The 21,690-nt window shown below is 54.8% G+C and carries 36 protein-coding genes; all 36 read right to left on the bottom strand.

Annotated elements, in window-relative coordinates:
- Positions 1-21 precede the first annotated feature (21 nt).
- The 36 genes from rplQ to tkt all read right to left on the bottom strand — a co-directional run bounded on the left by rplQ (position 22) and on the right by tkt (position 21,591).
- Entirely contained in the window at positions 22-360 is a 339-nt protein-coding gene (gene rplQ / locus T518_RS07610) for a 50S ribosomal protein L17 (protein ID WP_036377775.1), read from the bottom strand.
- A 19-nt stretch (positions 361-379) separates the two neighbouring features.
- On the bottom strand, positions 380-1,339 hold the full coding sequence (locus T518_RS07605; protein WP_036377770.1) for a DNA-directed RNA polymerase subunit alpha: 960 nt from the start codon (positions 1,337-1,339) through the stop codon (positions 380-382).
- A gap of 49 nt (positions 1,340-1,388) precedes the next feature.
- Positions 1,389-1,982 (bottom strand): 30S ribosomal protein S4, encoded by a 594-nt coding sequence (gene rpsD, locus T518_RS07600; protein WP_005842145.1) that lies wholly within the window; start codon positions 1,980-1,982, stop codon positions 1,389-1,391.
- A 19-nt stretch (positions 1,983-2,001) separates the two neighbouring features.
- Positions 2,002-2,394, bottom strand: coding sequence for a 30S ribosomal protein S11 (gene rpsK, locus T518_RS07595; RefSeq protein WP_005842142.1), 393 nt, complete (start codon positions 2,392-2,394; stop codon positions 2,002-2,004).
- A 17-nt stretch (positions 2,395-2,411) separates the two neighbouring features.
- On the bottom strand, positions 2,412-2,783 hold the full coding sequence (rpsM, locus tag T518_RS07590) for a 30S ribosomal protein S13 (protein ID WP_036377765.1): 372 nt from the start codon (positions 2,781-2,783) through the stop codon (positions 2,412-2,414).
- A gap of 26 nt (positions 2,784-2,809) precedes the next feature.
- Positions 2,810-2,923: a 50S ribosomal protein L36 gene (rpmJ, locus tag T518_RS11630; protein ID WP_005842139.1), complete on the bottom strand. Its 114-nt coding sequence runs from the start codon at positions 2,921-2,923 to the stop codon at positions 2,810-2,812.
- A gap of 133 nt (positions 2,924-3,056) precedes the next feature.
- The gene (gene infA, locus T518_RS07585; RefSeq protein WP_009645081.1) at positions 3,057-3,275 is read right to left on the bottom strand and encodes a translation initiation factor IF-1; all 219 of its coding nucleotides are present in this window, start codon (positions 3,273-3,275) and stop codon (positions 3,057-3,059) included.
- A 209-nt stretch (positions 3,276-3,484) separates the two neighbouring features.
- Positions 3,485-4,129 (bottom strand): adenylate kinase, encoded by a 645-nt coding sequence (locus T518_RS07580; RefSeq protein WP_036377758.1) that lies wholly within the window; start codon positions 4,127-4,129, stop codon positions 3,485-3,487.
- Between the two features lie 14 nt (positions 4,130-4,143).
- A complete protein-coding gene (gene secY / locus T518_RS07575) occupies positions 4,144-5,400 on the bottom strand; it encodes a preprotein translocase subunit SecY (protein ID WP_036377753.1) in 1,257 nt (418 codons plus the stop codon).
- Position 5,401: 1 nt separating this feature from the next.
- Positions 5,402-5,842, bottom strand: a complete 441-nt coding sequence (rplO, locus tag T518_RS07570; RefSeq protein WP_005842128.1) for a 50S ribosomal protein L15 — start codon at positions 5,840-5,842, stop codon at positions 5,402-5,404.
- A gap of 22 nt (positions 5,843-5,864) precedes the next feature.
- Complete coding sequence (rpmD, locus tag T518_RS07565; RefSeq protein ID WP_036377750.1) at positions 5,865-6,050, bottom strand: 50S ribosomal protein L30; 186 nt, start codon at positions 6,048-6,050, stop codon at positions 5,865-5,867.
- Between the two features lie 15 nt (positions 6,051-6,065).
- The gene (rpsE, locus tag T518_RS07560) at positions 6,066-6,572 is read right to left on the bottom strand and encodes a 30S ribosomal protein S5 (RefSeq protein WP_036377748.1); all 507 of its coding nucleotides are present in this window, start codon (positions 6,570-6,572) and stop codon (positions 6,066-6,068) included.
- A 25-nt stretch (positions 6,573-6,597) separates the two neighbouring features.
- Positions 6,598-6,957 (bottom strand): 50S ribosomal protein L18, encoded by a 360-nt coding sequence (gene rplR, locus T518_RS07555; protein WP_036377745.1) that lies wholly within the window; start codon positions 6,955-6,957, stop codon positions 6,598-6,600.
- A 30-nt stretch (positions 6,958-6,987) separates the two neighbouring features.
- A complete protein-coding gene (gene rplF / locus T518_RS07550; RefSeq protein ID WP_036377741.1) occupies positions 6,988-7,539 on the bottom strand; it encodes a 50S ribosomal protein L6 in 552 nt (183 codons plus the stop codon).
- A 22-nt stretch (positions 7,540-7,561) separates the two neighbouring features.
- Positions 7,562-7,960, bottom strand: a complete 399-nt coding sequence (rpsH, locus tag T518_RS07545) for a 30S ribosomal protein S8 (RefSeq protein WP_036377737.1) — start codon at positions 7,958-7,960, stop codon at positions 7,562-7,564.
- Positions 7,961-7,993: 33 nt separating this feature from the next.
- Positions 7,994-8,179, bottom strand: coding sequence for a type Z 30S ribosomal protein S14 (locus T518_RS07540; protein ID WP_036377733.1), 186 nt, complete (start codon positions 8,177-8,179; stop codon positions 7,994-7,996).
- 14 nt (positions 8,180-8,193) lie between these two features.
- Entirely contained in the window at positions 8,194-8,733 is a 540-nt protein-coding gene (rplE, locus tag T518_RS07535; RefSeq protein WP_005842117.1) for a 50S ribosomal protein L5, read from the bottom strand.
- A gap of 20 nt (positions 8,734-8,753) precedes the next feature.
- The gene (rplX, locus tag T518_RS07530) at positions 8,754-9,086 is read right to left on the bottom strand and encodes a 50S ribosomal protein L24 (RefSeq protein WP_036377730.1); all 333 of its coding nucleotides are present in this window, start codon (positions 9,084-9,086) and stop codon (positions 8,754-8,756) included.
- An 18-nt stretch (positions 9,087-9,104) separates the two neighbouring features.
- Positions 9,105-9,473: a 50S ribosomal protein L14 gene (gene rplN / locus T518_RS07525; RefSeq protein WP_005842114.1), complete on the bottom strand. Its 369-nt coding sequence runs from the start codon at positions 9,471-9,473 to the stop codon at positions 9,105-9,107.
- Between the two features lie 30 nt (positions 9,474-9,503).
- Positions 9,504-9,761, bottom strand: a complete 258-nt coding sequence (gene rpsQ / locus T518_RS07520) for a 30S ribosomal protein S17 (RefSeq protein ID WP_036377724.1) — start codon at positions 9,759-9,761, stop codon at positions 9,504-9,506.
- A gap of 38 nt (positions 9,762-9,799) precedes the next feature.
- A complete protein-coding gene (rpmC, locus tag T518_RS07515) occupies positions 9,800-9,994 on the bottom strand; it encodes a 50S ribosomal protein L29 (RefSeq protein ID WP_005842110.1) in 195 nt (64 codons plus the stop codon).
- Positions 9,984-10,427: a 50S ribosomal protein L16 gene (gene rplP, locus T518_RS07510; RefSeq protein WP_036377718.1), complete on the bottom strand. Its 444-nt coding sequence runs from the start codon at positions 10,425-10,427 to the stop codon at positions 9,984-9,986. Before rplP ends, rpmC begins: the two co-directional genes overlap by 11 nt.
- Positions 10,427-11,095, bottom strand: coding sequence for a 30S ribosomal protein S3 (gene rpsC / locus T518_RS07505; RefSeq protein ID WP_036377712.1), 669 nt, complete (start codon positions 11,093-11,095; stop codon positions 10,427-10,429). Before rpsC ends, rplP begins: the two co-directional genes overlap by 1 nt.
- Before the next feature lie 17 nt (positions 11,096-11,112).
- Complete coding sequence (gene rplV, locus T518_RS07500; RefSeq protein WP_036377705.1) at positions 11,113-11,448, bottom strand: 50S ribosomal protein L22; 336 nt, start codon at positions 11,446-11,448, stop codon at positions 11,113-11,115.
- A 21-nt stretch (positions 11,449-11,469) separates the two neighbouring features.
- Positions 11,470-11,751, bottom strand: a complete 282-nt coding sequence (rpsS, locus tag T518_RS07495) for a 30S ribosomal protein S19 (RefSeq protein WP_036377701.1) — start codon at positions 11,749-11,751, stop codon at positions 11,470-11,472.
- Between the two features lie 49 nt (positions 11,752-11,800).
- Positions 11,801-12,628 (bottom strand): 50S ribosomal protein L2, encoded by an 828-nt coding sequence (rplB, locus tag T518_RS07490; protein ID WP_072003590.1) that lies wholly within the window; start codon positions 12,626-12,628, stop codon positions 11,801-11,803.
- A 23-nt stretch (positions 12,629-12,651) separates the two neighbouring features.
- A complete protein-coding gene (rplW, locus tag T518_RS07485; RefSeq protein ID WP_005842100.1) occupies positions 12,652-12,933 on the bottom strand; it encodes a 50S ribosomal protein L23 in 282 nt (93 codons plus the stop codon).
- Entirely contained in the window at positions 12,933-13,556 is a 624-nt protein-coding gene (gene rplD / locus T518_RS07480) for a 50S ribosomal protein L4 (RefSeq protein WP_036377685.1), read from the bottom strand. Before rplD ends, rplW begins: the two co-directional genes overlap by 1 nt.
- Positions 13,557-13,579: 23 nt before the next feature.
- Complete coding sequence (gene rplC / locus T518_RS07475) at positions 13,580-14,224, bottom strand: 50S ribosomal protein L3 (RefSeq protein ID WP_036377679.1); 645 nt, start codon at positions 14,222-14,224, stop codon at positions 13,580-13,582.
- Between the two features lie 18 nt (positions 14,225-14,242).
- Positions 14,243-14,554 (bottom strand): 30S ribosomal protein S10, encoded by a 312-nt coding sequence (gene rpsJ / locus T518_RS07470; RefSeq protein ID WP_029540488.1) that lies wholly within the window; start codon positions 14,552-14,554, stop codon positions 14,243-14,245.
- Positions 14,555-14,729: 175 nt separating this feature from the next.
- Positions 14,730-15,923 carry an elongation factor Tu gene (gene tuf / locus T518_RS07465; RefSeq protein ID WP_036377671.1) on the bottom strand — a complete coding sequence of 398 codons (1,194 nt, stop codon included), beginning with the start codon at positions 15,921-15,923 and terminating at the stop codon, positions 14,730-14,732.
- Between the two features lie 17 nt (positions 15,924-15,940).
- The gene (gene fusA / locus T518_RS07460; protein WP_036377666.1) at positions 15,941-18,019 is read right to left on the bottom strand and encodes an elongation factor G; all 2,079 of its coding nucleotides are present in this window, start codon (positions 18,017-18,019) and stop codon (positions 15,941-15,943) included.
- A 54-nt stretch (positions 18,020-18,073) separates the two neighbouring features.
- Positions 18,074-18,544, bottom strand: coding sequence for a 30S ribosomal protein S7 (rpsG, locus tag T518_RS07455; RefSeq protein ID WP_036377662.1), 471 nt, complete (start codon positions 18,542-18,544; stop codon positions 18,074-18,076).
- Between the two features lie 56 nt (positions 18,545-18,600).
- Positions 18,601-18,984, bottom strand: a complete 384-nt coding sequence (gene rpsL, locus T518_RS07450) for a 30S ribosomal protein S12 (protein WP_005842087.1) — start codon at positions 18,982-18,984, stop codon at positions 18,601-18,603.
- 70 nt (positions 18,985-19,054) lie between these two features.
- The gene (locus T518_RS07445) at positions 19,055-19,312 is read right to left on the bottom strand and encodes a ribosomal L7Ae/L30e/S12e/Gadd45 family protein (RefSeq protein ID WP_036377659.1); all 258 of its coding nucleotides are present in this window, start codon (positions 19,310-19,312) and stop codon (positions 19,055-19,057) included.
- 275 nt (positions 19,313-19,587) lie between these two features.
- On the bottom strand, positions 19,588-21,591 hold the full coding sequence (gene tkt, locus T518_RS07440; RefSeq protein WP_036377656.1) for a transketolase: 2,004 nt from the start codon (positions 21,589-21,591) through the stop codon (positions 19,588-19,590).
- Positions 21,592-21,690 lie beyond the last annotated feature (99 nt).

Below are 21,690 nucleotides of genomic sequence, written 5' to 3'. Positions count from 1 at the left end.
GTCCGTATATCCGTATGTGGATTACACGAGCTCGATGATGACCATCGGAGCAGCATCGCCGCGGCGAACGCCGAGCTTGAGGATACGCGTGTAACCGCCCTGGCGGTCAGCGTACTTGCTTGCGATCTCATCGAAAAGCTTTCTTACTACATCTTCATCAGCCAGCTGAGCGATTGCCTGGCGACGAGCGCTGAGGTCACCGCGCTTTGCGAGCGTGATGAGGTTTTCAGCGAACTTGCGGAGCTCTTTTGCCTTAGCTTCCGTCGTCTCAATGCGGCCATATCTGAAGAAGGAAGTGAGAATGCTCGTGAACAGCGCCTTGCGGGCTGCGGAGTTACGTCCTAATTTTCTGTAGCTCATTGATTTCCCTACTTTCCTGTCAGTCGTTGTTTTGTTTGAGCGTTAAACCGAGTTCCTCGAGCTTCTTCTTGACTTCCTCAAGAGATTTGCGTCCGAGGTTGCGGACCTTCATCATGTCATCTTCCGTCTTCTCAGCAAGGTCAGCGACCGTGTTGATATTGGCGCGCTTGAGACAGTTGAAGGAACGTACGGAGAGGTCGAGGTCTTCGATCGTCATATCGAGAACCTTGGAAGAATCGTCTTCTTCCTCCTCTGGGAAGGTTGCTTCCTCTTCCTCCTCTTCCTCCGGGAGGCCATCCATATTCTGGAACAGCTTGAGATGCATGACAAGAATGCCAGCGGCCTTGCTGACGGCCTCTTCCGGGCGAAGCGAACCATCGGTCCAGACTTCGAGGATCAGGCGGTCATAGTCCGTGACATTGCCTACACGCGTATCCTGTACCGTGTAGTTCACGCGTTTGACCGGGGAGAAGATGGAGTCGATCGGAATGACACCGATCGTGTCGTCCGGCTTCTTGTTCTTGTCTGCCGGGACGTAGCCACGGCCACGCTCGACAGTCATCTCAATCTTGAGCTTGCCGTCTTCGTTGACCGTAGCAATATGGAGGTCCGGGTTAAGGATCTCGATGTCGGCATCACAGATGATGTCGGCAGCCGTTACCTCTTTTTCTCCCTCAACATCGATGCGGATGATTCGCGGCTCATTGCCCGTCATCTTGAGGCAGAGCTCTTTGAGGTTGAGGACGATGTTCGTCACATCATCCCGGACGCCCGGAATCGTGGAGAACTCGTGGAGAACGCCATCGATTCGGATGGAGGTAATCGCAGCACCTTCGAGAGAAGACAGCAGCATGCGGCGCAGGCTGTTGCCGAACGTCGTGCCGTAACCGCGCTCGAGCGGCTCGCAGATGAACTTGCCGTAGCGGTTGTCTTCACTGATTTCCGCAATTTCAATTTTCGGTTTCTCGATGTCTATCATCTTGAATGAACCTCCTCAATAACACTATGCGCACAGGCACAAATATTCATTATTTGGAGTACAACTCGACGATAGCCTGCTCATTGACAGGAACATCGATCTCATCACGGTTCGGGAAACGCGTTACCGTACCCGTGAGGTTGGCCTGATCGGCCTGGAGCCATGCCGGAGCAGACAGTGCGTTGCTGCTCTCTTTGAGCTCCTTGAAGAATGCATTGCTCTGGCTCTTCTCTGCCACAGCGATGACATCGCCGGCATTCACGAGTGCGGACGGGATGTCAACGCGCTTGCCGTTGACCGTGAAGTGGCCATGACGGACGAGCTGACGAGCCTGACGGCGCGTGTTGGCGAGGCCAAGGCGGTAAACGACGTTGTCGAGACGGCGCTCGAGAAGGCCGAGGAGGTTTTCACCCGTGACGCCCTGCATCTTCTTTGCTTTATCGTAGTATCCACGGAACTGCTTCTCGAGCACGCCGTAGATGAACTTTGCTTTCTGCTTTTCCTTCAGCTGCGTGCCGTACTCAGAAACCTTGCGGTTCGTGCGACGGAGCTGACGCTTCGATTCTTTGGAACGACCAATAACAGCCGGCTCGAGGCCGAGGGCACGGCATCTCTTCAGGGCTGGTACTCTATCAATTGCCATCGGTTAAATGCACCTCCTATTATACTCTTCTACGCTTCGGCGGACGGCATCCGTTGTGCGGAATCGGGGTAACATCCTTGATCATGTTGACCTCGAGGCCCGTTGCCTGCAGGGAACGGATTGCGGCTTCACGGCCGGCACCAGGACCCTTGACGTAAACTTCGACCTGCTTGAGGCCGTGTTCCATAGCTGCCTTAGCAGCCGTCTCAGCTGCCATCTGTGCAGCGAACGGCGTGCTCTTGCGGGAGCCGCGGAAACCGAGGCCGCCAGCGCTGGCCCAGGAAAGTGCATTACCGCTCTTATCGGTGAGCGTAACGATTGTGTTGTTGAACGTAGAGCTGATATGTGCTACGCCATATTCAATGTTCTTACGAACTTTTTTCTTCGTGCGAACTGCTTTCTTAACTGCCACCAGTTAACCCTCCTTTATTAGTCCTTTTTCTTGCCTGCTACAGCCTTTTTCGGGCCTTTACGCGTGCGGGCGTTGTTCTTTGTGTTCTGTCCACGGACAGGAAGACCAAGACGGTGGCGACGACCACGGTAGCAGCCGATATCAACGAGTCTCTTGATGTTCATCTGGCGCTCGCGGCGAAGGTCACCTTCGACCACGACGTTCTTATCGATGACATCACGAAGTTTTACAACTTCGTCCTCCGTGAGGTCTCGCGTACGAGTATCCGGATTGATGCCAGTCATCTTCAGGAGATCCTGAGAAGTCTTGAGACCAATACCAAAAATGTACGTCAAAGCAATTTCAATTCTCTTGTCACGGGGTAAATCTACACCGGCAATACGTGCCATTAATAAAGCACCTCCTTATTCATTCATTAACCTTGTCTCTGTTTGTGTTTCGGATTTTCGCAGATGACCATTACACGGCCTTTGCGCTTGATGATCTTGCACTTCTCGCAAATCCGCTTTACTGACGGTTTTACCTTCATCGTTATATGCCCCCTTTTCGATATTGTCAGCCTTGTCATTTTGCTAGTATACCATGTTTCCACGGTTCTGCCTAGTGGCAGGAGCGAAAAAAGTCAAATATTTTTTCACGATGGGCAAAATGAACAGCCTGGCTCATTTGAATCGGTAGGTTATACGGCCGCGCGTTAAGTCATAAGGCGTGAGTTCGATCGTGACTTTGTCACCGGGAAGGATGCGGATGAAATTCATGCGGATCTTACCGGATACATGCGCCAGTACAACGTGACCATTCTCCAGCTCAACCTGGAACATCGCATTCGGCAGTGCTTCCAGGACTTTGCCTTCTACTTCAATAACATCTTGCTTCGACATGTCATTTCTCCCTTTATGCTTCATGGAAATTGGTTGGGCCAAAGTCATCTCATCTAAGGAGTGTGATTTTCTAATGCCATGCCCAACAACAGGTTATTCTTCTAAAAAATGCATATATCATTGTAATGGGCGGCCAATGGCCGCCCTTACAATAACATCTATCATTCGGTGGTGATCCCATGCAGATGGGAATCACCGACAGCCTCCGGTCAAGCCTTCAGTGTCTCGATGAGATCCTGCGTGACTTTCTCGATGGACTGTCTGCCATCGACTTCCGTATAGACACCGGCTGCCTTGTAGTAGTCGATGAGCGGCTTCGTCGAAGCCTCGTATACGGAAAGGCGATTCTTCATCGTCTCTGCCGTGTCATCCGCACGCTGGAAGAGCTCGCTGCCGCACACATCGCAGATGCCCTCTTTCTTCGGAGGGTTGAACTTCGTGTGATACGTAGCACCGCACTTCTTGCAGATGCGGCGTCCGACTGCGCGCTCGATGAGGTCTTCAGCCGGGACGTTGATGTTCAGGACGCGCGTGAGCGTGAGGCCGAGATCCTTGAGGATTCCCGTCAGGGCATCTGCCTGCTCGACCGTGCGCGGGAAGCCATCGAGGATGAATCCCTTCTTGCAATCGTCTTTAGAGAGACGCTCGCGCACGATGCCGATCGTGACGGAATCCGGTACAAGCTTGCCTGCGTCCATGCACGCTTTCGCCTGCTTGCCGAGCTCCGTTCCCTCTTTGACCGCTGCACGGAACATATCGCCCGTGGAGATGTGCGGGATATCGAAGGCTTTGACGAGCTCAGCCGCCTGCGTGCCCTTACCGGCACCCGGGGGGCCCATTAACAAGATATGCATGATGCTTCCTCCTCTTATTTCATGAACCCTTCGTAATGACGCATGACGACCATGGACTCAATCTGCTTCATCGTCTGCAGTGCAACACCGACGACGATGAGCAGGGCCGTACCGCCGAAATAGACACCTTCGATATGCGTTGCCGCAGCAATCATATTCGGAAGGACGGCAATGAAGGCCAGGAACACGGAACCTGCCAGCGTGATACGCGTCAGGACATGATCCAGATAATCTGCCGTTGGCTGGCCTGGGCGGATGCCAGGGATGAAGCCACCGTATTTCTTCAGATTGTCCGCCATATCCGGGATCTTTACGGTAACAGCCGTGTAGAAATACGTGAAGAAGATGATCAGCGCGACGTAGAGCGTCGTCTGAAGCGGCTTGCCCCACTCGAGATAGCTGGCCACCGTCTTGACCCAGGGCACATCGATGAACTGGGCCACGGTCACCGGGAACATCAGCACGGATGACGCAAAGATGATGGGAATGACGCCCGCCTGATTGACTTTCAGCGGGATGTGGCTGGAATGACCGCCATACGCTCTCTGACCGACCACGCGCTTGGCGTAGGAAATCGGGATGCGGCGGAAGCCCGTCTCAATGTGGATGACGAAGACGACCATCGCCAGGGCGATGACGCCAAACAGGAACACACTGAAATAGCTGATCGTGCCAGCCTGCACATAATGGTAGATCGTTCCGATGTTCTTCGGCAGGGCCGCAACGATGCCGGCAAAGATGATAAGCGAGATACCATTGCCGACACCCTGCGCCGTAATCTGCTCGCCCACCCACATGAGGAATACCGTACCGGCCGTCAGCGTGATCGCGATGATCAGGATGTTGACGGGGTTCGGATTCAGGATGGCTTCCTTCAGGCCAATGGACATGCCGATTGCCTGGAGGAAGGCGAGCACGACGGTCAGATAGCGCGTGACCTGCGTCGTCTTCTTGTGCCCCTCCTCGCCTTCCTTCGACCACTGCTCGAGGGTCGGGATGACGACATTGAGGAGCTGGATGATAATGGCCGCATTGATGTACGGCGTGATGCTCATCGCGAAGATGGAGAACTTACTGAACGCACCACCGGAAAAAAGGTCCAAGAGACCGAACAGATTGCCGTTTGCGAAGAGCTTCTCGATCGCGGTCGGATCAACTCCCGGGACGGGGATGTGCGTCCCCATCCGGAAGATGGCGAACATGATCAACGTGAAGATGATCTTCTGGCGAAGTTCGGGTATCTTAAAGATGTTGCCAAGGGCTGAAAGCACCTCAGATCACCTCGACTTTGCCACCTGCTGCCGTGATCTTCTCCTCTGCGGATTTCGTGAAGCCGTTGGCACGGACCGTCAGCTTCTTCGTGAGCTCGCCGTTGCCGAGGATTCGGATGCCATCCTGAACATTCTTCAGGATGCCGGACTCAACGAGCACGACCGGATCGACCGTCGTGCCGTCTTCGAAGCGGTTGAGCGTCTCAACGTTGACTTCTGCGAACGTCTTAGCCCAGACATTCTTGAAGCCGCGCTTCGGCAGACGACGGTAGATCGGCATCTGGCCGCCTTCAAAACCCGTGCGAACGCCGCCGCCGCTGCGGGAATTCTGGCCTTTCATGCCGCGACCAGCCGTCTTGCCATTGCCGGAGCCGAGGCCGCGGCCGACGCGGTTGCGGACCTTGCGGGAACCAGCTGCTGGCTGTAATTCATGTAACTTCATCTAGTGCACCTCCTGTCTCGTCTTAGTCTGCGATTTCTTCTACCTTGATCAGATGCTCTACTTTGTGGAGCTGGCCACGGATGGCCGGGTTATCCGGAAGCTCAACAACAGAGTTGATCTTGCGCAGTCCAAGAGCACGAACGGTTCTGCGCTGCGTTTCCGGGCGACCGATCAAGCTTCTCTTCAGCGTGACTTTAACTTTTGCCATTTTGTGAGCCTCCTATTAACCTAAGATTTCCTGAACCGTCTTACCACGGAGCTCAGCGACAGCCTCAGCACGCTTGAGTGCCTTGAGGCCTTCCATCGTTGCGCGGACCATGTTGTTCGGGTTTGCGGAGCCGAGAGACTTCGTCAGGATATCGCGGATACCAGCGAGCTCGAGGACGGCACGAGCCGGGCCGCCAGCGATGACACCAGTACCTTTGGCAGCCGGCTTCATCATGACTTTGCCAGCACCGAAGATGCCGATCATCTCGTGCGGGATCGTGCGGTTGTCGTAGAGGGCGACTTCGACGAGGTTCTTCTTCGCATCCTCGACGCCCTTGCGGATTGCCTCCGGAACCTCAGCAGCCTTGCCGAGGCCAACGCCTACCTTGCCTTTCTTGTTGCCGACGACAACAAGGGCACTGAACGAGAAGCGGCGGCCGCCCTTGACGACTTTTGCAACTCGATTGATATATACAACTTTCTCCTCGAACTCAGGAGTCTCGTTGTCCATATTTCTAGCCATTCATTTACCTCCTTTGGACTTTGTCTTAGAATTTCAGCCCAGCTTCACGGGCTGCTTCAGCGAGTGCGGCGACACGGCCATGGTAAACATAGCCGCCACGGTCGAATACGACTTCCGTGATGCCCTTTTCGAGAGCGCGCTTAGCGACTTCTGCACCGACAGCCTTAGCTGCTTCGATGTTGCCGCCGTAGTTCTCGAAACCCTTGTCCTGGGAGCTTGCAGAGACGAGCGTTACGCCCTTCTCATCATCGATGACCTGCGCATAGATGTTTGCGAGGCTGCGATATACGTTGAGGCGCGGACGAGCCGCCGTGCCTGCGATATGGTTGCGGACGCGCAGATGACGTTTCTGGCGTGCCTTGTTCTTATCTGCTTTAAGAAGCACAGAGATTCACTCCTTTCTAGAATTTGGTCCTTATTTCTTGCCCTTAGCGCCGGCTTTACCTTCCTTGCGGCGGATGTGCTCACCAGCGTACTTGATACCCTTGCCTTTGTACGGCTCCGGCTCACGGAAGCTGCGGATCTCCGCAGCGATCTGGCCGACAACTTCCTTGTCGATGCCCTTGACCGTGATGGCATTGGCCGACGGAACATCGAACTCGATGCCCTGCGGCGGCTCAACGACGACCGGATGGGAGAAACCAAGGGAGAGGTTGAGGTTCTTGCCCTGCTTCTGGGCACGATAACCAACGCCGTTGATTTCGAGGTTCTTGGAGAAACCTTCCGTTACGCCGACGACCATGTTGTGGATCAGCGTACGGCTGAGACCATGGAGAGATCTGTGCGTTTTATCGTCGGAAGGACGCGTTACCGTGATAACATTGCCTTCGACGGTTACTTTCATATCCGGATGAATGTGGCGGGAAAGTTCACCTTTCGGGCCCTTTACTTTCACCAGATTGTCCTCGCCGAGCGTAACCGTTACGCCAGCCGGGATTTCAATCGGTGCTCTACCAATTCTTGACATCTGTACACCTCCTGACTACTAATTACCAAACGTAAGCGATGACTTCGCCGCCGAGACCAGCCTTGCGGGCCTGCTTGTCGCTCATGATGCCCTTCGAGGTGGAGATGATGGCGATGCCAAGGCCGCCCAGGACACGCGGAAGCTCATCGTGCTTTGCGTACTGGCGAAGGCCCGGTTTCGAAATGCGTTTGATACCGGAGATGACTTTCTCACGCTGCGGACCGTACTTGAGGTCGATCGTGAGAACGCCCTGCTTGTTGTCCTCCGTGAACGTGTAGTCTTTGATGAAGCCCTCTTCCTTCAGGACCTCTGCAATAGCGGTCTTGATCTTGGAAGCCGGGATTTCCACCTTCTCGTGGAATACAGAGTTTGCATTGCGCAAACGGGTCAGCATATCTGCAATAGGATCAGTCATTACCATGTGAACCGATATCCTCCTTTCAAAATGTCAAAATTACCAGCTGGCTTTCGTTACGCCAGGGATAGCACCTTTGTAGCTCTGCTCGCGGAAGCAGATACGGCACATGTCGAACTTGCGCATATAACCATGCGGACGGCCGCAGATCTTGCAGCGGTTGTAGCCGCGCGTGGAGAACTTCGGTTCCTTGCTCCACTTCTCAATCATAGACTTCTTAGCCAAGTTTCCTTACCTCCTTATGCTTTGAACGGCATACCCATGAGTTTCAGGAGCTCTCTGGCTTCTTCATCCGTCTGTGCCGTCGTAACAATTACAATGTTCATGCCACGGATCTTATCGATCTTATCGTATTCGATTTCCGGGAAGATGAGCTGCTCTTTGAGACCGACAGCGTAGTTGCCACGGCCGTCGAAAGCCTTGTCAGATACACCGCGGAAGTCACGGACGCGCGGGAGAGCGACGTTCATGAACTTATCGAGGAACTGGTACATGCGCGTGCCGCGCAGCGTTACCTTGCAGCCGATCGGCATGCCTTCACGCAGTTTCCAAGCGGCGAGGGACTTCTTCGCACGCGTCAGGAGCGGCTTCTGGCCCGAGATGATCGTCAGATCATTCACGGCAGCATCGAGGGCCTTCGGGTTGCCAACGGCTTCACCGACACCCATGTTGATGATGACTTTCTCGATTTTCGGAAGCTGCATGACGTTCTTGTAGCCGAACTTCTCCGTCATAGCCTTGCAGACTTCGTTCTGGTATTTTTCCTGTAATCTATCCACTTATGCTCCTCCTTTCGTGATTATTTCGTCTGGTCGATGACTTCGCCGCACTTCTTGCAAGCGCGGACCATCTTGCCATTGACTTCCTTGTGAGCAACGCGCGTTGCCTTCTGGCATGCCGGGCAGACGAGCATGACTTTGCATGCATGCATCGGAGCTTCCTTGACGAGGATGCCGCCCTGCGGAGCCTTCTGGTTCGGCTTCGTGTGACGCTTCACTTTGTTGACGCCTTCGACGACAACCTTACCCTTCTTCGGCATAGCTGCGATGACTTTGCCCTGCTTGCCTTTATCTTTGCCGGACAGCACGAGAACCGTGTCGCCCTTCTTAACGTTCAGTTTTACGAGTGACAAAATAGCACCTCCTCACAATTAAAGTACTTCAGGAGCCAGGGAAACGATCTTCATGAAGTCTTTATCGCGAAGCTCTCTGGCTACCGGTCCAAAAATACGCGTGCCTTTCGGCGTCTTGTCGTCCTTGATGATGACGGCTGCATTCTCGTCGAAACGGATGTAGGAGCCATCTGCACGGCGCAGGCCCTTGACGCTGCGGACTACGACTGCCTTTACGACATCGCCCTTCTTGACCGTGCCGCCCGGAGCAGCAGATTTGACTGCAGCTACGATGATATCACCAATGTTAGCGTATTTACGGTAGGAACCGCCGAGAACACGGATGCACATGATTTCCTTTGCACCAGTGTTGTCACCAACATTCAGGATGGTTTGCTGTTGGATCATTGTTTGACCTCCTTCTTCGATAATTTGGGATTATTTCGCGCGTTCTACGACTTCAACGACTCTCCAGCGCTTCGTCTTGGACAGCGGGCGCGTTTCCATGATGGAAACCTTGTCGCCAACATGTGCGTCGTTCTTCTCATCGTGTGCGTGGAATTTGACCGTTCTCTTGACCGGCTTCTTGTAAAGCTTGTGCTGCTCGAGTTCCTCGACTGCAACAACAACGGTCTTGTCCATCTTATCGGAGATGACCTTACCAATCTTAGTCTTACGTACGTTTCTTTCGCTCATCAGGGAGCCTCCTTCCTTCTGCATATCAGTTTCCGTGATCAAGCCTTGAGCTCGTTCTCACGCTGGATCGTCTTGATGCGGGCGATCGTCTTCTTTACTTCCTTGATACGCATCGGGTTCTCGAGCTGGCCGGTGGCGAGCTGGAAACGGAGGTTGAAAAGTTCCTCTTTGAGCGAAGCAAGCTTCTGGTTGAGCTCCTCAGCGTTCATCTCGCGAATCTCATTAACCTTCATTTACTTCACCGCCCTCTGCTTTATTGTCTTCCTTCACAACGAACTTCGTCTTGATCGGGAGCTTGTGGCCTGCGAGACGCATTGCTTCCATAGCGATTTCCTTGGAAACACCATCCATCTCGAAGAGCACGCGGCCCGGCTTCACGACAGCTACCCAGTACTCCGGCGAACCTTTACCGGAACCCATGCGTGTCTCAGCCGGCTTTGCCGTTACCGGCTTATCCGGGAAAATCTTGATCCAGACCTGGCCACCGCGCTTGATGTAACGCGTCATGGCGATACGAGCTGCCTCGATCTGGCGGTTCGTGATCCATGCCGGCTCCAGTGCTACAAGACCGAACTCACCATGGCTCAGCGTATTGCCGCGATGAGCCTTGCCCTTCATGCGGCCACGGAACTGTTTACGGTATTTGACTCTCTTTGGTAATAACATTAAGCTTCGCTCCCTTCAGCTGCAGTCTTAGCCTGCTTTCTTTCCGGAAGAACTTCGCCCTTGAAGATCCAGACCTTGATGCCGATGCGGCCATAAGTCGTGTGAGCTTCTGCCGTACCGTAATCGATATCAGCGCGGAGCGTATGAAGTGGGATACTTCCTTCACGATAGGATTCCTTACGTGCGATCTCAGCACCGCCAAGGCGACCGCTGCAAGCGATCTTGATGCCCTTAGCGCCGAGACGCATCGTGCGGCCAACGGCCTGCTTCATCGCACGGCGGAAAGCGATGCGGCGCTCGAGCTGCTGAGCGATGTTCTCAGCGACGAGCGTAGCGTCCATATCCGGCTGCTTGATCTCTGCGATGTTGATGTCCACGCGCTTCGTCGTGTACTTCTTCAGACCTTCTTTGATCTGCTCAATGCCCGAACCGCCACGGCCGATGACCATGCCCGGCTTAGCCGTATGGATCGTGAGCTTCAGACGGTTCTTGCTGCGCTCCGTCTCGATTCTGGACACACCGGCTGCCTGAAGGCTCTGCTTCAGATAGTCACGGATTTTGATATCTTCATGCAGGTTCTCTGCAAAATCTTTGTCTGCATACCACTTAGCATCCCAGGTCTTGACGACGCCAAGACGAATACCATGCGGATTTACTTTCTGACCCAAACCGTTTCCCTCCTTGCTCAGTTCTTCTCGTCAACGACGATGGTTACATGGGACGTACGCTTCAAGATCTTGAACGCCTGTCCACGGGAACGCGGATGGATGCGCTTGAGCGTCGGGCCCTGATCAGCGAAAGCCGTCTTGACGTAGAGCTTCTCGACGTCCATATCAAAGTTGTTCTCAGCGTTTGCAACAGCAGAACGCAGGACTTTCTCAACTACCTCGGCACCAGCCTTCGGCGTGAATTTCAGAATCGCGAACGCTTCAGCGACGTTCTTGCCACGGATGAGATCCATGACGACACGAACTTTGCGCGGAGCGATGCGAACATATTTAGCTACTGCTTTAGATTCCACAAGGATTCTCCTTTCGCAAAATTATCTCAGAGAGGTCTTTCTCTCTTCGCCGGCATGGCCTTTGAACGTGCGCGTCGGTGCAAACTCACCGAGCTTGTGGCCTACCATGTCTTCCGTGATGTAGACCGGCACGTGCTTGCGACCATCATGGACGGCAATCGTGTGACCGACGAAATCCGGGAAAATCGTGGAGCTTCTCGACCAGGTCTTGACAACCTTCTTATCGTTAGCCTCGTTCAGGGCCGTGATCTTCTTCATCAGGCTCTCTGCAACGTAAGGTCCTTTTTTAATAGATCTTGACAAAGTGTCTCCTCCTTTCGTCAGGCGGCACTAGGCTGCCTGTCGATTTCTATTATTTCGTGCGTCCTTTGACGATGAGCTTGTCGGATGCTTTCTTGCGACGGGTCTTTGCACCCATAGCGCATTTGCCCCATTTCGTAACAGGGTGCTTGCGGCCAACAGGGGAGCGGCCCTCGCCGCCGCCGTGCGGATGGTCGTTCGGGTTCATCGCTACGCCGCGGTTCTCCGGGCGAACGCCGAGCCAGCGGTTACGGCCAGCCTTACCGATCGTGATGTTCTCGTGTTCGAGATTGCCGACCTCGCCGATCGTGGCGCGGCAATTGATGTGCACCTTGCGGAGCTCACCAGACGGCATGCGGAGGAGTGCATAATCGCCTTCCTTAGCCATGAGCTGTGCGGACGTACCAGCACTGCGGACGAGCTGTGCGCCCTTGCCGATCTTGAGCTCGACATTGTGTACCGTCGTGCCGACCGGGATGTTCTTGAGCGGGAGTGCGTTGCCGACCTTGATATCAGCGTCCGGGCCGGAAACGACCTGATCGCCGACCTTGAGGCCGTTCGGTGCGAGGATGTAGCGCTTCTCGCCGTCAACGTAGTTGAGCAGAGCGATGCGGGCGCTGCGGTTCGGATCGTACTCAATCGTAGCGACGCGAGCCGGGATACCGTCCTTCGTGCGCTTGAAATCGATCACGCGATAGAGGCGCTTATGGCCGCCGCCCTGATGGCGGACGGTCAGGCGGCCCTGCTGGTTACGGCCGCCGTTCTTCTTCAGGCGTTCCGTCAGGGACTTCTCAGGCTTGCTTGCCGTGATCTCATCGAACGATGCGACCGTCATGAAGCGTCGGCCTGCAGAATATGGTTTAAAACTCTTTACTGCCACTTAAATGTACCTCCTTTTCTCGATTATGCCTCGAAGAACTCGATGCTTTCGCCAGCAGCGAGCTTCACGATGGCTTTTTTATAGTCAGGGCGCTTGCCAGACGTGCGGCCCATGCGTTTCGTTTTGCCAAGTACGTTGACCGTATTGACTTTCTCAACTTTGACTTTGAAGATCTCAGCGACTGCTTTGGCAATCTCGATCTTGTTGGCTGCTTTCGCAACAACGAAGACGTACTTGCCTTCAGCCATGAGCTGAGTCGTTCTCTCAGTGATCAGCGGACGGATCAGGATATCACGTGCTTCCATTATGCGAATACCTCCTCGATACGGGTGATGGCATCCTTCGTGATGAACAGCTTGTCATGATGAAGGATATCATAGACATTCAGGCCAAGAGCCTGGATGGCTTTCGCACCCGGGATGTTGCGTGCGGATTTCTCGACGTTCTCAGCTTCATCAGCCGTGATGAAGAGGGCCTTGGAATCGACGCCGAAGTCACCGAGCATCTTGACAACCTGCTTCGTCTTCGGAGCATCGAAGTTGAGGCTCTCGAGAACGATGAGGTCGCCGCTCTTGACTTTATCGGAGAGTGCGCACTTGAGTGCGAGGCGACGCTGCTTGCGCGGCATGCTGAACGCATACTTGCGCGGATGCGGTCCGAAGACCGTACCACCGCCAACCCACAGCGGGCTGCGCGTCGAACCAGCACGTGCACGGCCCGTGCCCTTCTGCTTCCACGGCTTACGGCCGCCACCGCGGACAAAGCCGCGCGTCTTCGTGGCATGCGTGCCGAGGCGCTGAGCTGCGAGCTGCATCACGACGGCCTGATGCAGGAGGCCTGCATTCATCTCTACGCCGAAGATGCTGTCATTCAATTCGATATCGCCAACCTGATTGTTGGTGATGTCATAAACTGCTACTGTAGCCATAATTGTTGGTGTCCTCCTTCCAATCAGTTTTTGCCCGGCTTAACGGTGTTCTTGATCACAACGAAGCTCTTCTTCGGGCCCGGAATAGCACCCTTGATGAGGATGAGGTTGCGGTCTGCATCGACACGGACGACCGTGAGGCGCTGAACCGTAACGCGCTCGCCACCCATGCGGCCCGGCAGCTTCTTGCCCTTGAGGACACGTCCGCCAGGACCGGAGATCATAGCACCCGTGGAACCCGGCTCACGATGGGACTTGGAGCCATGGCCCATAGGACCGCGAGCGAAGTTGTGACGCTTGATACCGCCGGCAAAACCCTTGCCCTTGGAAGTACCCGTAACATCAACAAGTTCTCCAGCACTAAATATGTCAACGCCGATGGTGTCACCGACTTTGTATTCAGAAGCATCTGCAAGACGCATCTCGCGAATGAACTTTACAGGGCTGACGCCTGCCTTCTCGAAATGGCCTTTCAGGGGTTTGTTCACTTTATTTTCTTTAACTTCACCGAAGCCGAGCTGTACTGCATTATAGCCGTCGGACTCAACCGTCTTGTTCTGGATGACGATGTTGTTGCCAGACTCTACGACCGTAACCGGGACAACCTTGCCTTCTTCCGTGAAGATCTGAGTCATACCAAGTTTTCTACCTAAGATAGCTTTCGACATTCATTCCACCTCCTCGGATTAAAGTTTGATCTCGATGTCTACGCCTGCCGGCAGGTCAAGACGCATCAGAGCATCGACCGTCTTGTTGGTCGGTTGCAGGATGTCGATCAGGCGCTTATGCGTGCGCATTTCAAACTGCTCACGGCTGTCCTTGTTGACATGCGGGGAACGCAGGATCGTGTAGATGTTCTTTTCCGTCGGAAGAGGAATCGGACCGGATACCATTGCACCAGTCTTCTTTGCCGTATCGACAATCTTTACGGCACTCTGATCGAGGGCTTTATGATCATAAGCCTTCAAACGGATTCTGATTTTCTGCTGTTTAGACAATTTGTTTTTCCTCCTTATCGTCCAGGCTCTTGGCCCAAACATTTCTCCGTAACAGTTCCCTCGGGTACACCCGAGCCATCTGCCACGTCATCGCATTGGGGGGTACCATATTGATTTTAACCTTTAAATAAGAGCGACGCGAGCGCCGCTCTTATGAAAAGATTAAGTTGAAAGATTAGCCTTCGACTTCCGTTACGCGGCCAGCACCAACCGTGTGACCACCTTCGCGGATAGCGAAGCGCAGGCCCTTCTCGATAGCGATCGGGGTGATGAGCTCAACTTCCATCTCGACGTTATCGCCAGGCATAACCATCTCCGTGCCTTCCGGCAGTTTGACTACGCCAGTTACGTCCGTCGTGCGGAAGTAGAACTGCGGGCGATAGTTCGTGAAGAACGGCGTATGACGGCCGCCTTCTTCTTTCGTCAGGACATAGACCTGAGCCTTGAACTTCGTGTGCGGATGAATCGTGCCCGGCTTTGCGAGAACCTGGCCACGCTCAATCTCTTTGCGGTCGATACCACGGAGCAGAGCACCGATGTTGTCGCCAGCCTCAGCGAAATCAAGCATCTTGCGGAACATCTCGATGCCCGTGACAACCGTCTGACGCGGCTCGTCCTGCAGACCAACGATCTCAACCGTATCGTTCATCTTGAGCTCACCACGCTCAACGCGGCCCGTTGCAACCGTACCACGGCCCGTGATCGTGAAGACATCCTCGACCGGCATCAGGAACGGCTTAGCGTTGTCGCGCTCCGGCGTCGGGATGTAGTCATCAACAGCTTCCATGAGCTTGATGATGTTCTTCTTCTGCTCTTCGTCGCCTTCGAGGGCCTTCAGAGCGGAACCAGCGATTACAGGGATGTCATCGCCCGGGAAATCGTAGCTGGAGAGCAGCTCGCGAACTTCCATCTCGACGAGCTCGAGGAGCTCCGGATCGTCAACCTGGTCAACCTTGTTGAGGAAGACAACGATTGCCGGAACACCGACCTGGCGAGCGAGCAGGATGTGCTCACGCGTCTGCGGCATCGGGCCATCAGCAGCGGAAACGACGAGGATTGCACCATCCATCTGAGCGGCGCCCGTGATCATGTTCTTGACATAGTCAGCGTGGCCCGGGCAGTCAACGTGTGCATAGTGACGTTTCGGCGTCTCATACTCAACGTGTGCCGTGTTGATCGTGATACCGCGCTCGCGCTCCTCCGGAGCCTTATCGATATCAGCGTAATCTTCGAAAGAAGCTTTGCAACCCGGAGTCTCGGAGAGAACCTTCGTGATTGCAGCCGTCAGCGTCGTCTTGCCATGGTCGACGTGACCGATGGTGCCGATGTTAACATGCGGTTTGGTTCTTTCAAACTTTTCTTTAGCCATTGTGATTTTTTCCTCCCTTATTCACCTTTGTTTTTTGCGACAATCTTGTCAGCAATATTTTTAGGAACTTCATCATAGTAAGCAACTTCCATGCTGTAGTTCCCTCGGCCCTGAGTCTTGGAACGCAGATCCGTCGAGTAACCGAACATCTCGGAGAGCGGAACGAAGCCCGTGATGACCTGGGAACCATTGCGCGCTTCCATACCATCGATACGGCCGCGGCGGGAGTTCAGATCGCCGATGACATCGCCCATGTACTCTTCCGGTACAGTGACTTCGACTTTTACATACGGCTCAAGCAGAACCGGATTTGCTTTTTCAGCACCATTGCGGAAAGCCATGGAGCCGGCAACCTTGAAGGCTGCCTCAGAGGAGTCGACTTCGTGGAAGGAACCATCGAAGACCGTTGCCTTGATGTCGACCATCGGATAACCAGCGACAACGCCAGCTTCCATAGCCTGCTTGACACCATCTTCAATCGGCTTGATGAATTCTTTCGGGATAGCGCCGCCGACAACCTTGTTCTCGAACGAGAAGCCTTCGCCCGGCTCCTGCGGCTCGAGTTTAAGCCAGCAGTGACCGTACTGGCCGTGACCACCGGACTGGCGGACGAACTTACCTTCAGCCTCAACGGACTTGCGGATCGTCTCGCGGTATGCAACCTGCGGCTCGCCGACTTTGCAGTCGACCTTGAACTCGCGGAGCATGCGGTCAACGATGATCTGCAGGTGAAGCTCACCCATGCCGGAGATGATCGTCTGGCCCGTCTCCTGGTCCGTGCGGACGCGGAAGGTCGGATCCTCTTCTGCGAGCTTCTGGAGTGCTACGCCCATCTTCTCCTGGTCGTTCTTCGTCGACGGCTCAACCGCAACGGAGATAACCGGATCCGGGAATACCATCGACTCGAGGATGATCGGATGCTCTTCATCGCAGAGCGTGTCGCCCGTCGTCGTATCCTTGAGGCCGACGGCAGCAGCGATATCACCGCTGTAGACGCGGTCGATTTCCTTACGGTTGTTCGCATGCATCTGCAGGATACGGCCGATACGCTCTTTCTTGCCCTTCGTGGAGTTGTACACGTAAGAGCCGCCATCGAGGATGCCGGAGTATACGCGGAAGAATGCGAGCTTGCCGACGTACGGATCCGTCATGATCTTGAATGCGAGAGCGGCGAACGGCTCATCGTCGCTCGACGGACGATGGTCCTCTTCGCCCGTTTCCGGGTTGATGCCAGCGATCGGCGGGATATCCGTCGGAGCCGGCATGTAATCGACGATTGCATCGAGGAGCGGCTGGACACCCTTGTTGCGATAGGAAGTACCGCAGGTGACCGGGCAGAGCTTGCAGGAAACCGTACCCTTGCGGATAACAGCCTTGATCTCGTCTTCCGTGATCTCCTCGCCGCCGAGATATTTCTCCATGAAGTCATCGTCGAGCTCGGAAAGAGCCTCGAGGAGGATTTCACGGTATTCTTCAGCCTGATCCTTCATGTCATCCGGGATCGCGACTTCATCTTCGACTTTGCCGAGGTCGTCTTCATAGACGATGGCTTCCATCTTGACGAGATCGATGATGCCCTTGAACGTGTCCTCAGCGCCGATCGGCAGCTGGATTGCAACTGCGTTTGCATTGAGGCGTTCCTTCATCATCTTGATGACATTGAAGAAGTCCGCGCCGGTGATGTCCATCTTATTGACATAAGCCATACGCGGAACATTGTAATTCTCAGCCTGACGCCAAACGGTCTCAGTCTGAGGCTCAACACCGCCGCGAGCAGTCAGGACTGCTACAGCGCCATCGAGTACGCGCAGGGAACGCTCAACCTCTACCGTGAAGTCCACGTGACCCGGCGTATCAATGATGTTGATGCGATGATTTTTCCAATGGCAGGTCGTTGCAGCGGACGTGATCGTGATACCACGCTCCTGCTCCTGAACCATCCAGTCCATCGTTGCAGCACCATCATGTACTTCACCGATCTTGTGATTGACACCCGTGTAGAAGAGGATACGCTCCGTGGTCGTCGTCTTACCGGCATCGATGTGAGCCATGATACCGATGTTACGAGTCTTTTCAAGGGAATACTCTCTTGCCACTTTTGTTCTCCTTCTTTGAACTCTTCTCCCGTCACAGCAGGAGAAGACTGAGTCTTACCAACGATAGTGAGCGAAAGCCTTGTTGGCCTCTGCCATCTTGTGCGTGTCTTCCTTCTTCTTGATTGCTGCACCCGTGTTGTTTGCAGCATCCATGAGCTCACCGGAAAGACGCTCATCCATCGTCTTCTCACCGCGGAGACGAGCATAGTTGACGAGCCAGCGAATGCCGAGCGTCATGCGGCGGTCCGGACGAACCTCGACCGGAACCTGGTAGTTAGCACCACCGACGCGGCGTGCGCGAACCTCGAGAACCGGCATAACGTTCTTGAGAGCAGTCTCAAAAACCTCGAGAGGATCCTTGCCCGTCTTGGCACGGATCGTCTCAAACGCATCGTAAACGACGCGCTCTGCAACGCTCTTCTTACCGGAGAGCATTACCTTATTGATGAATTTCGTAACCGTCTTGCTGTGGTACACCGGATCCGGCAGTACGTCGCGCTTCGGTACGGAACCTTTTCTTGGCATTGTTTTACCTCCTTCTTCATTAGCATATTTTCCTGCTCAGGGCAGGAACCGTTTCATTACTTCTTCTTCGCTTTAGCTTTCTTCGCACCGTACTTGGAACGACCCTGGCCGCGATCCTGCACACCGGCAGTATCGAGCGAGCCGCGGATGATGTGGTAACGAACACCTGGCAGGTCCTTGACACGACCGCCGCGAATCAGAACAACGCTATGCTCCTGAAGATTATGACCAATGCCTGGGATGTATGCGGTAACCTCGATGCTGTTCGTCAAACGAACACGGGCAACCTTACGCAGAGCCGAGTTCGGCTTCTTCGGCGTAGACGTGTAAACACGCGTGCAAACACCACGTTTCTGCGGGCAATTCTTGAGTGCTGGTGCTTTGGACTTCTCCTGCATGCTCTTTCTGCTCTTACGAACTAACTGATTGATAGTAGGCATACATGCACCTCCTTCCTTCATATTGAGAATTTATTATTTATTAAAACCCCGAAGCAGAGCTCCTGAGTTTTTAACAAATAGGCTGCTTGAGGACTGCCGCCGCTGCCGCGCCGACCTCAATGCCACATGCATTGCCGAGGTCAGCCATCGTCGCCGCATGCTCGACCGAGACATCCTGTTCCCGGCAGAGAATCTGCAGCGGTCCGATGACGCGTTCATCTGCATCATCGGCAACGAAGACGCATTCCGCATCTCCGCGCTTCACAGCTTTGGAAACCTGCTTGATACCCATTACCCGACTGGCGCTTTTCAGTGCATCCAGTGTCATTGCTTTCACTCTCCTGTATCACTAAATCGTGCGCTTGAATCAGGCACTCCTATAATATAACACCCTCCAAAACCCTTGTCAACACTTATTTTATAAAGTTTTGTGTGTCCACGCTGTCTAGCGTATCATTTTTATGGACACGCGCAAAAACAGCACTTTTATTCCTCGTACAGAGGACATTGCTGGCAAAAGTATACAAAAAATAAAAGGCCCGCAGACTGCGGACCTTTTATGTATACAGAGCGGCTCGACCGCCCTGAGACTATGCAATTCGATCAGTTATTGGCAGCAATGACTTTCATGGCGACTTCTACGACATGCTGCTTCGTGAAGCCGAACTTCTCGAAGAGCTGTGCCGCCGGTGCCGAAGCGCCGAAGCTCTCCATGCAGACCGTTGCACCGTCGAGGCCGACGTAGCGGCCCCAGCCGAAGCTCGAGAGCGCCTCGACAGCGACGCGCGCGCGGACATCCTTCGGCAGGACGCTCTCCTTATACTCAGCGCTCTGCTGCTCAAAGAGATCCATGCACGGCATCGAGACGACGCGGACGTCGATGCCGCTCTTGGCGAGCTCTTCCTGTGCCTCGATGGCCAGCGATACCTCAGAGCCCGTGCCGATGAGGATACCGGCCATGTTCGCCGGATCCTTCGCCTCGGAGACGACATAAGCACCCTTGAGGGCATCCTTGCTCGAGCCCGGGAGCTGCGGCAGGTTCTGGCGCGTGAGCACGAGAGCCGTCGGCGTCTTCGTAGACGTCACAGCGAGGTACCAGCCGGCAGCCGTCTCCGTTGCATCAGCCGGGCGGAAGACATTGATGTTCGGCAGGGCGCGCAGCATGGCCATCTGCTCGATTGGCTCATGCGTCGGGCCATCCTCGCCAACACCGATGCTGTCGTGCGTGAAGACGTACGTCACCGGCAGGCCCATCAGGGCAGCCAGGCGGACCATCGGCTTCGTGTAGTCACTGAAGACGAAGAACGTCGCGACATAGGCGCGCAGGCCGCCGTGGAGCATCAGGCCATTGGCAATCGCGGCCATGGCGAGCTCGCGGACGCCGAAATGCAGGTTGCGGCCCGCATAGTTGAACTTGCTGAAGTCCCCCTCGCCTTCCATATGCGTCTTGTTCGACGGTGCGAGATCAGCACTGCCGCCGATGAGGTTCGGCATGATGTCCTTGAGGCGGTTGATCATCTTGCCGGAGAGATTGCGCGTTGCGACAGCCTTGTCCTCATAAGCCCAGAACTCATCGCTGTTGTAGAGCGCCTCGGCATTGACAGCCGTGTGGTACTTCTCCCAGCGAGCCTTGTCCTCCGGGAACTTCTCGCAGTACTCAGCGAACATCTTGTTCCAGGCAGCCTCTGCCGCCTCACCCTTCTTGGCGAGGTCTGCATAGTGGTCGTAGACATCCTGCGGGATGTTGAAGGACTTGTCCGGTTCCGGCCAGCCGAGGTTCTCCTTCATGGCCTTGACGTTCTCCTCGCCGAGCGGCTCGCCGTGAGCGCTGGCCTTGCCCTGCTTGGCCGGGCAGCCGTAGCCGATCTGCGTCTTGACCGTGATGAAGGACGGATGCTCCTTGTCAGCCTTCGCTTCTTCGATGGCCTTGCCGATGGCCTCGAGATCATTGCCGTCCTCGACTGTGATCGTCTGGAACCCAAAGGCACGCATACGAGCCTGGACATCCTCCGTGAAGGCGATGTCCGTATTGCCCTCGATGGAGATCTTGTTGGAATCGTAGAGGATGATGAGCTTCGAAAGGCCAAGCGTGCCAGCGAGCGAGAACGCCTCCGAGGAAATGCCTTCCATCATGCAGCCGTCGCCGCCGAGCGCGAACGTGTAATGGTCGACAACCGGGTAGCCCGGGCGGTTGAACATCGAAGCGAGGTGTGCCTCTGCCATCGCCATGCCGACAGCCATGCCCATGCCTGCGCCGAGCGGGCCCGTCGTGGCTTCGACGCCGACCGTGTGACCGTACTCCGGATGGCCCGGCGTCAGCGAGCCCATCTGGCGGAACTCTTTCATATCGTCCATCGTCAGGCCGTAGCCGTAGAAATGGAGCAGCGAATAGAGCAGCGTCGAGCCGTGGCCGCCCGACAGGATGAAGCGGTCGCGGTTGGCCCATTTCGGGTCCTTGGCATTGTGGTTCATGTGATTTGCCCAGAGCTCATACGCCATCGGAGCGCTGCCGAGCGGCAGGCCCGGATGACCGGATTTTGCCTTCTGGATTGCATCTGCTGCGAGCACGCGGATCGCGTTGACGCATTTCGTATCGATGTTACTCAAAGTGTATCTCTCCTTACCACTTGATTCTGAAAATTCCTGATGAATCCTCTCACTCCATCTATTCTACAAGATTTTATATAAAAAGTACAGTAGCTTGTA

Origin of the sequence: Mitsuokella jalaludinii DSM 13811 (assembly GCF_000702905.1) — a bacterium.
Taxonomy (GTDB): Bacteria; Bacillota; Negativicutes; order Selenomonadales; family Selenomonadaceae; genus Mitsuokella; species Mitsuokella jalaludinii.
This window is presented reverse-complemented; position numbering and strand designations above follow the sequence as displayed.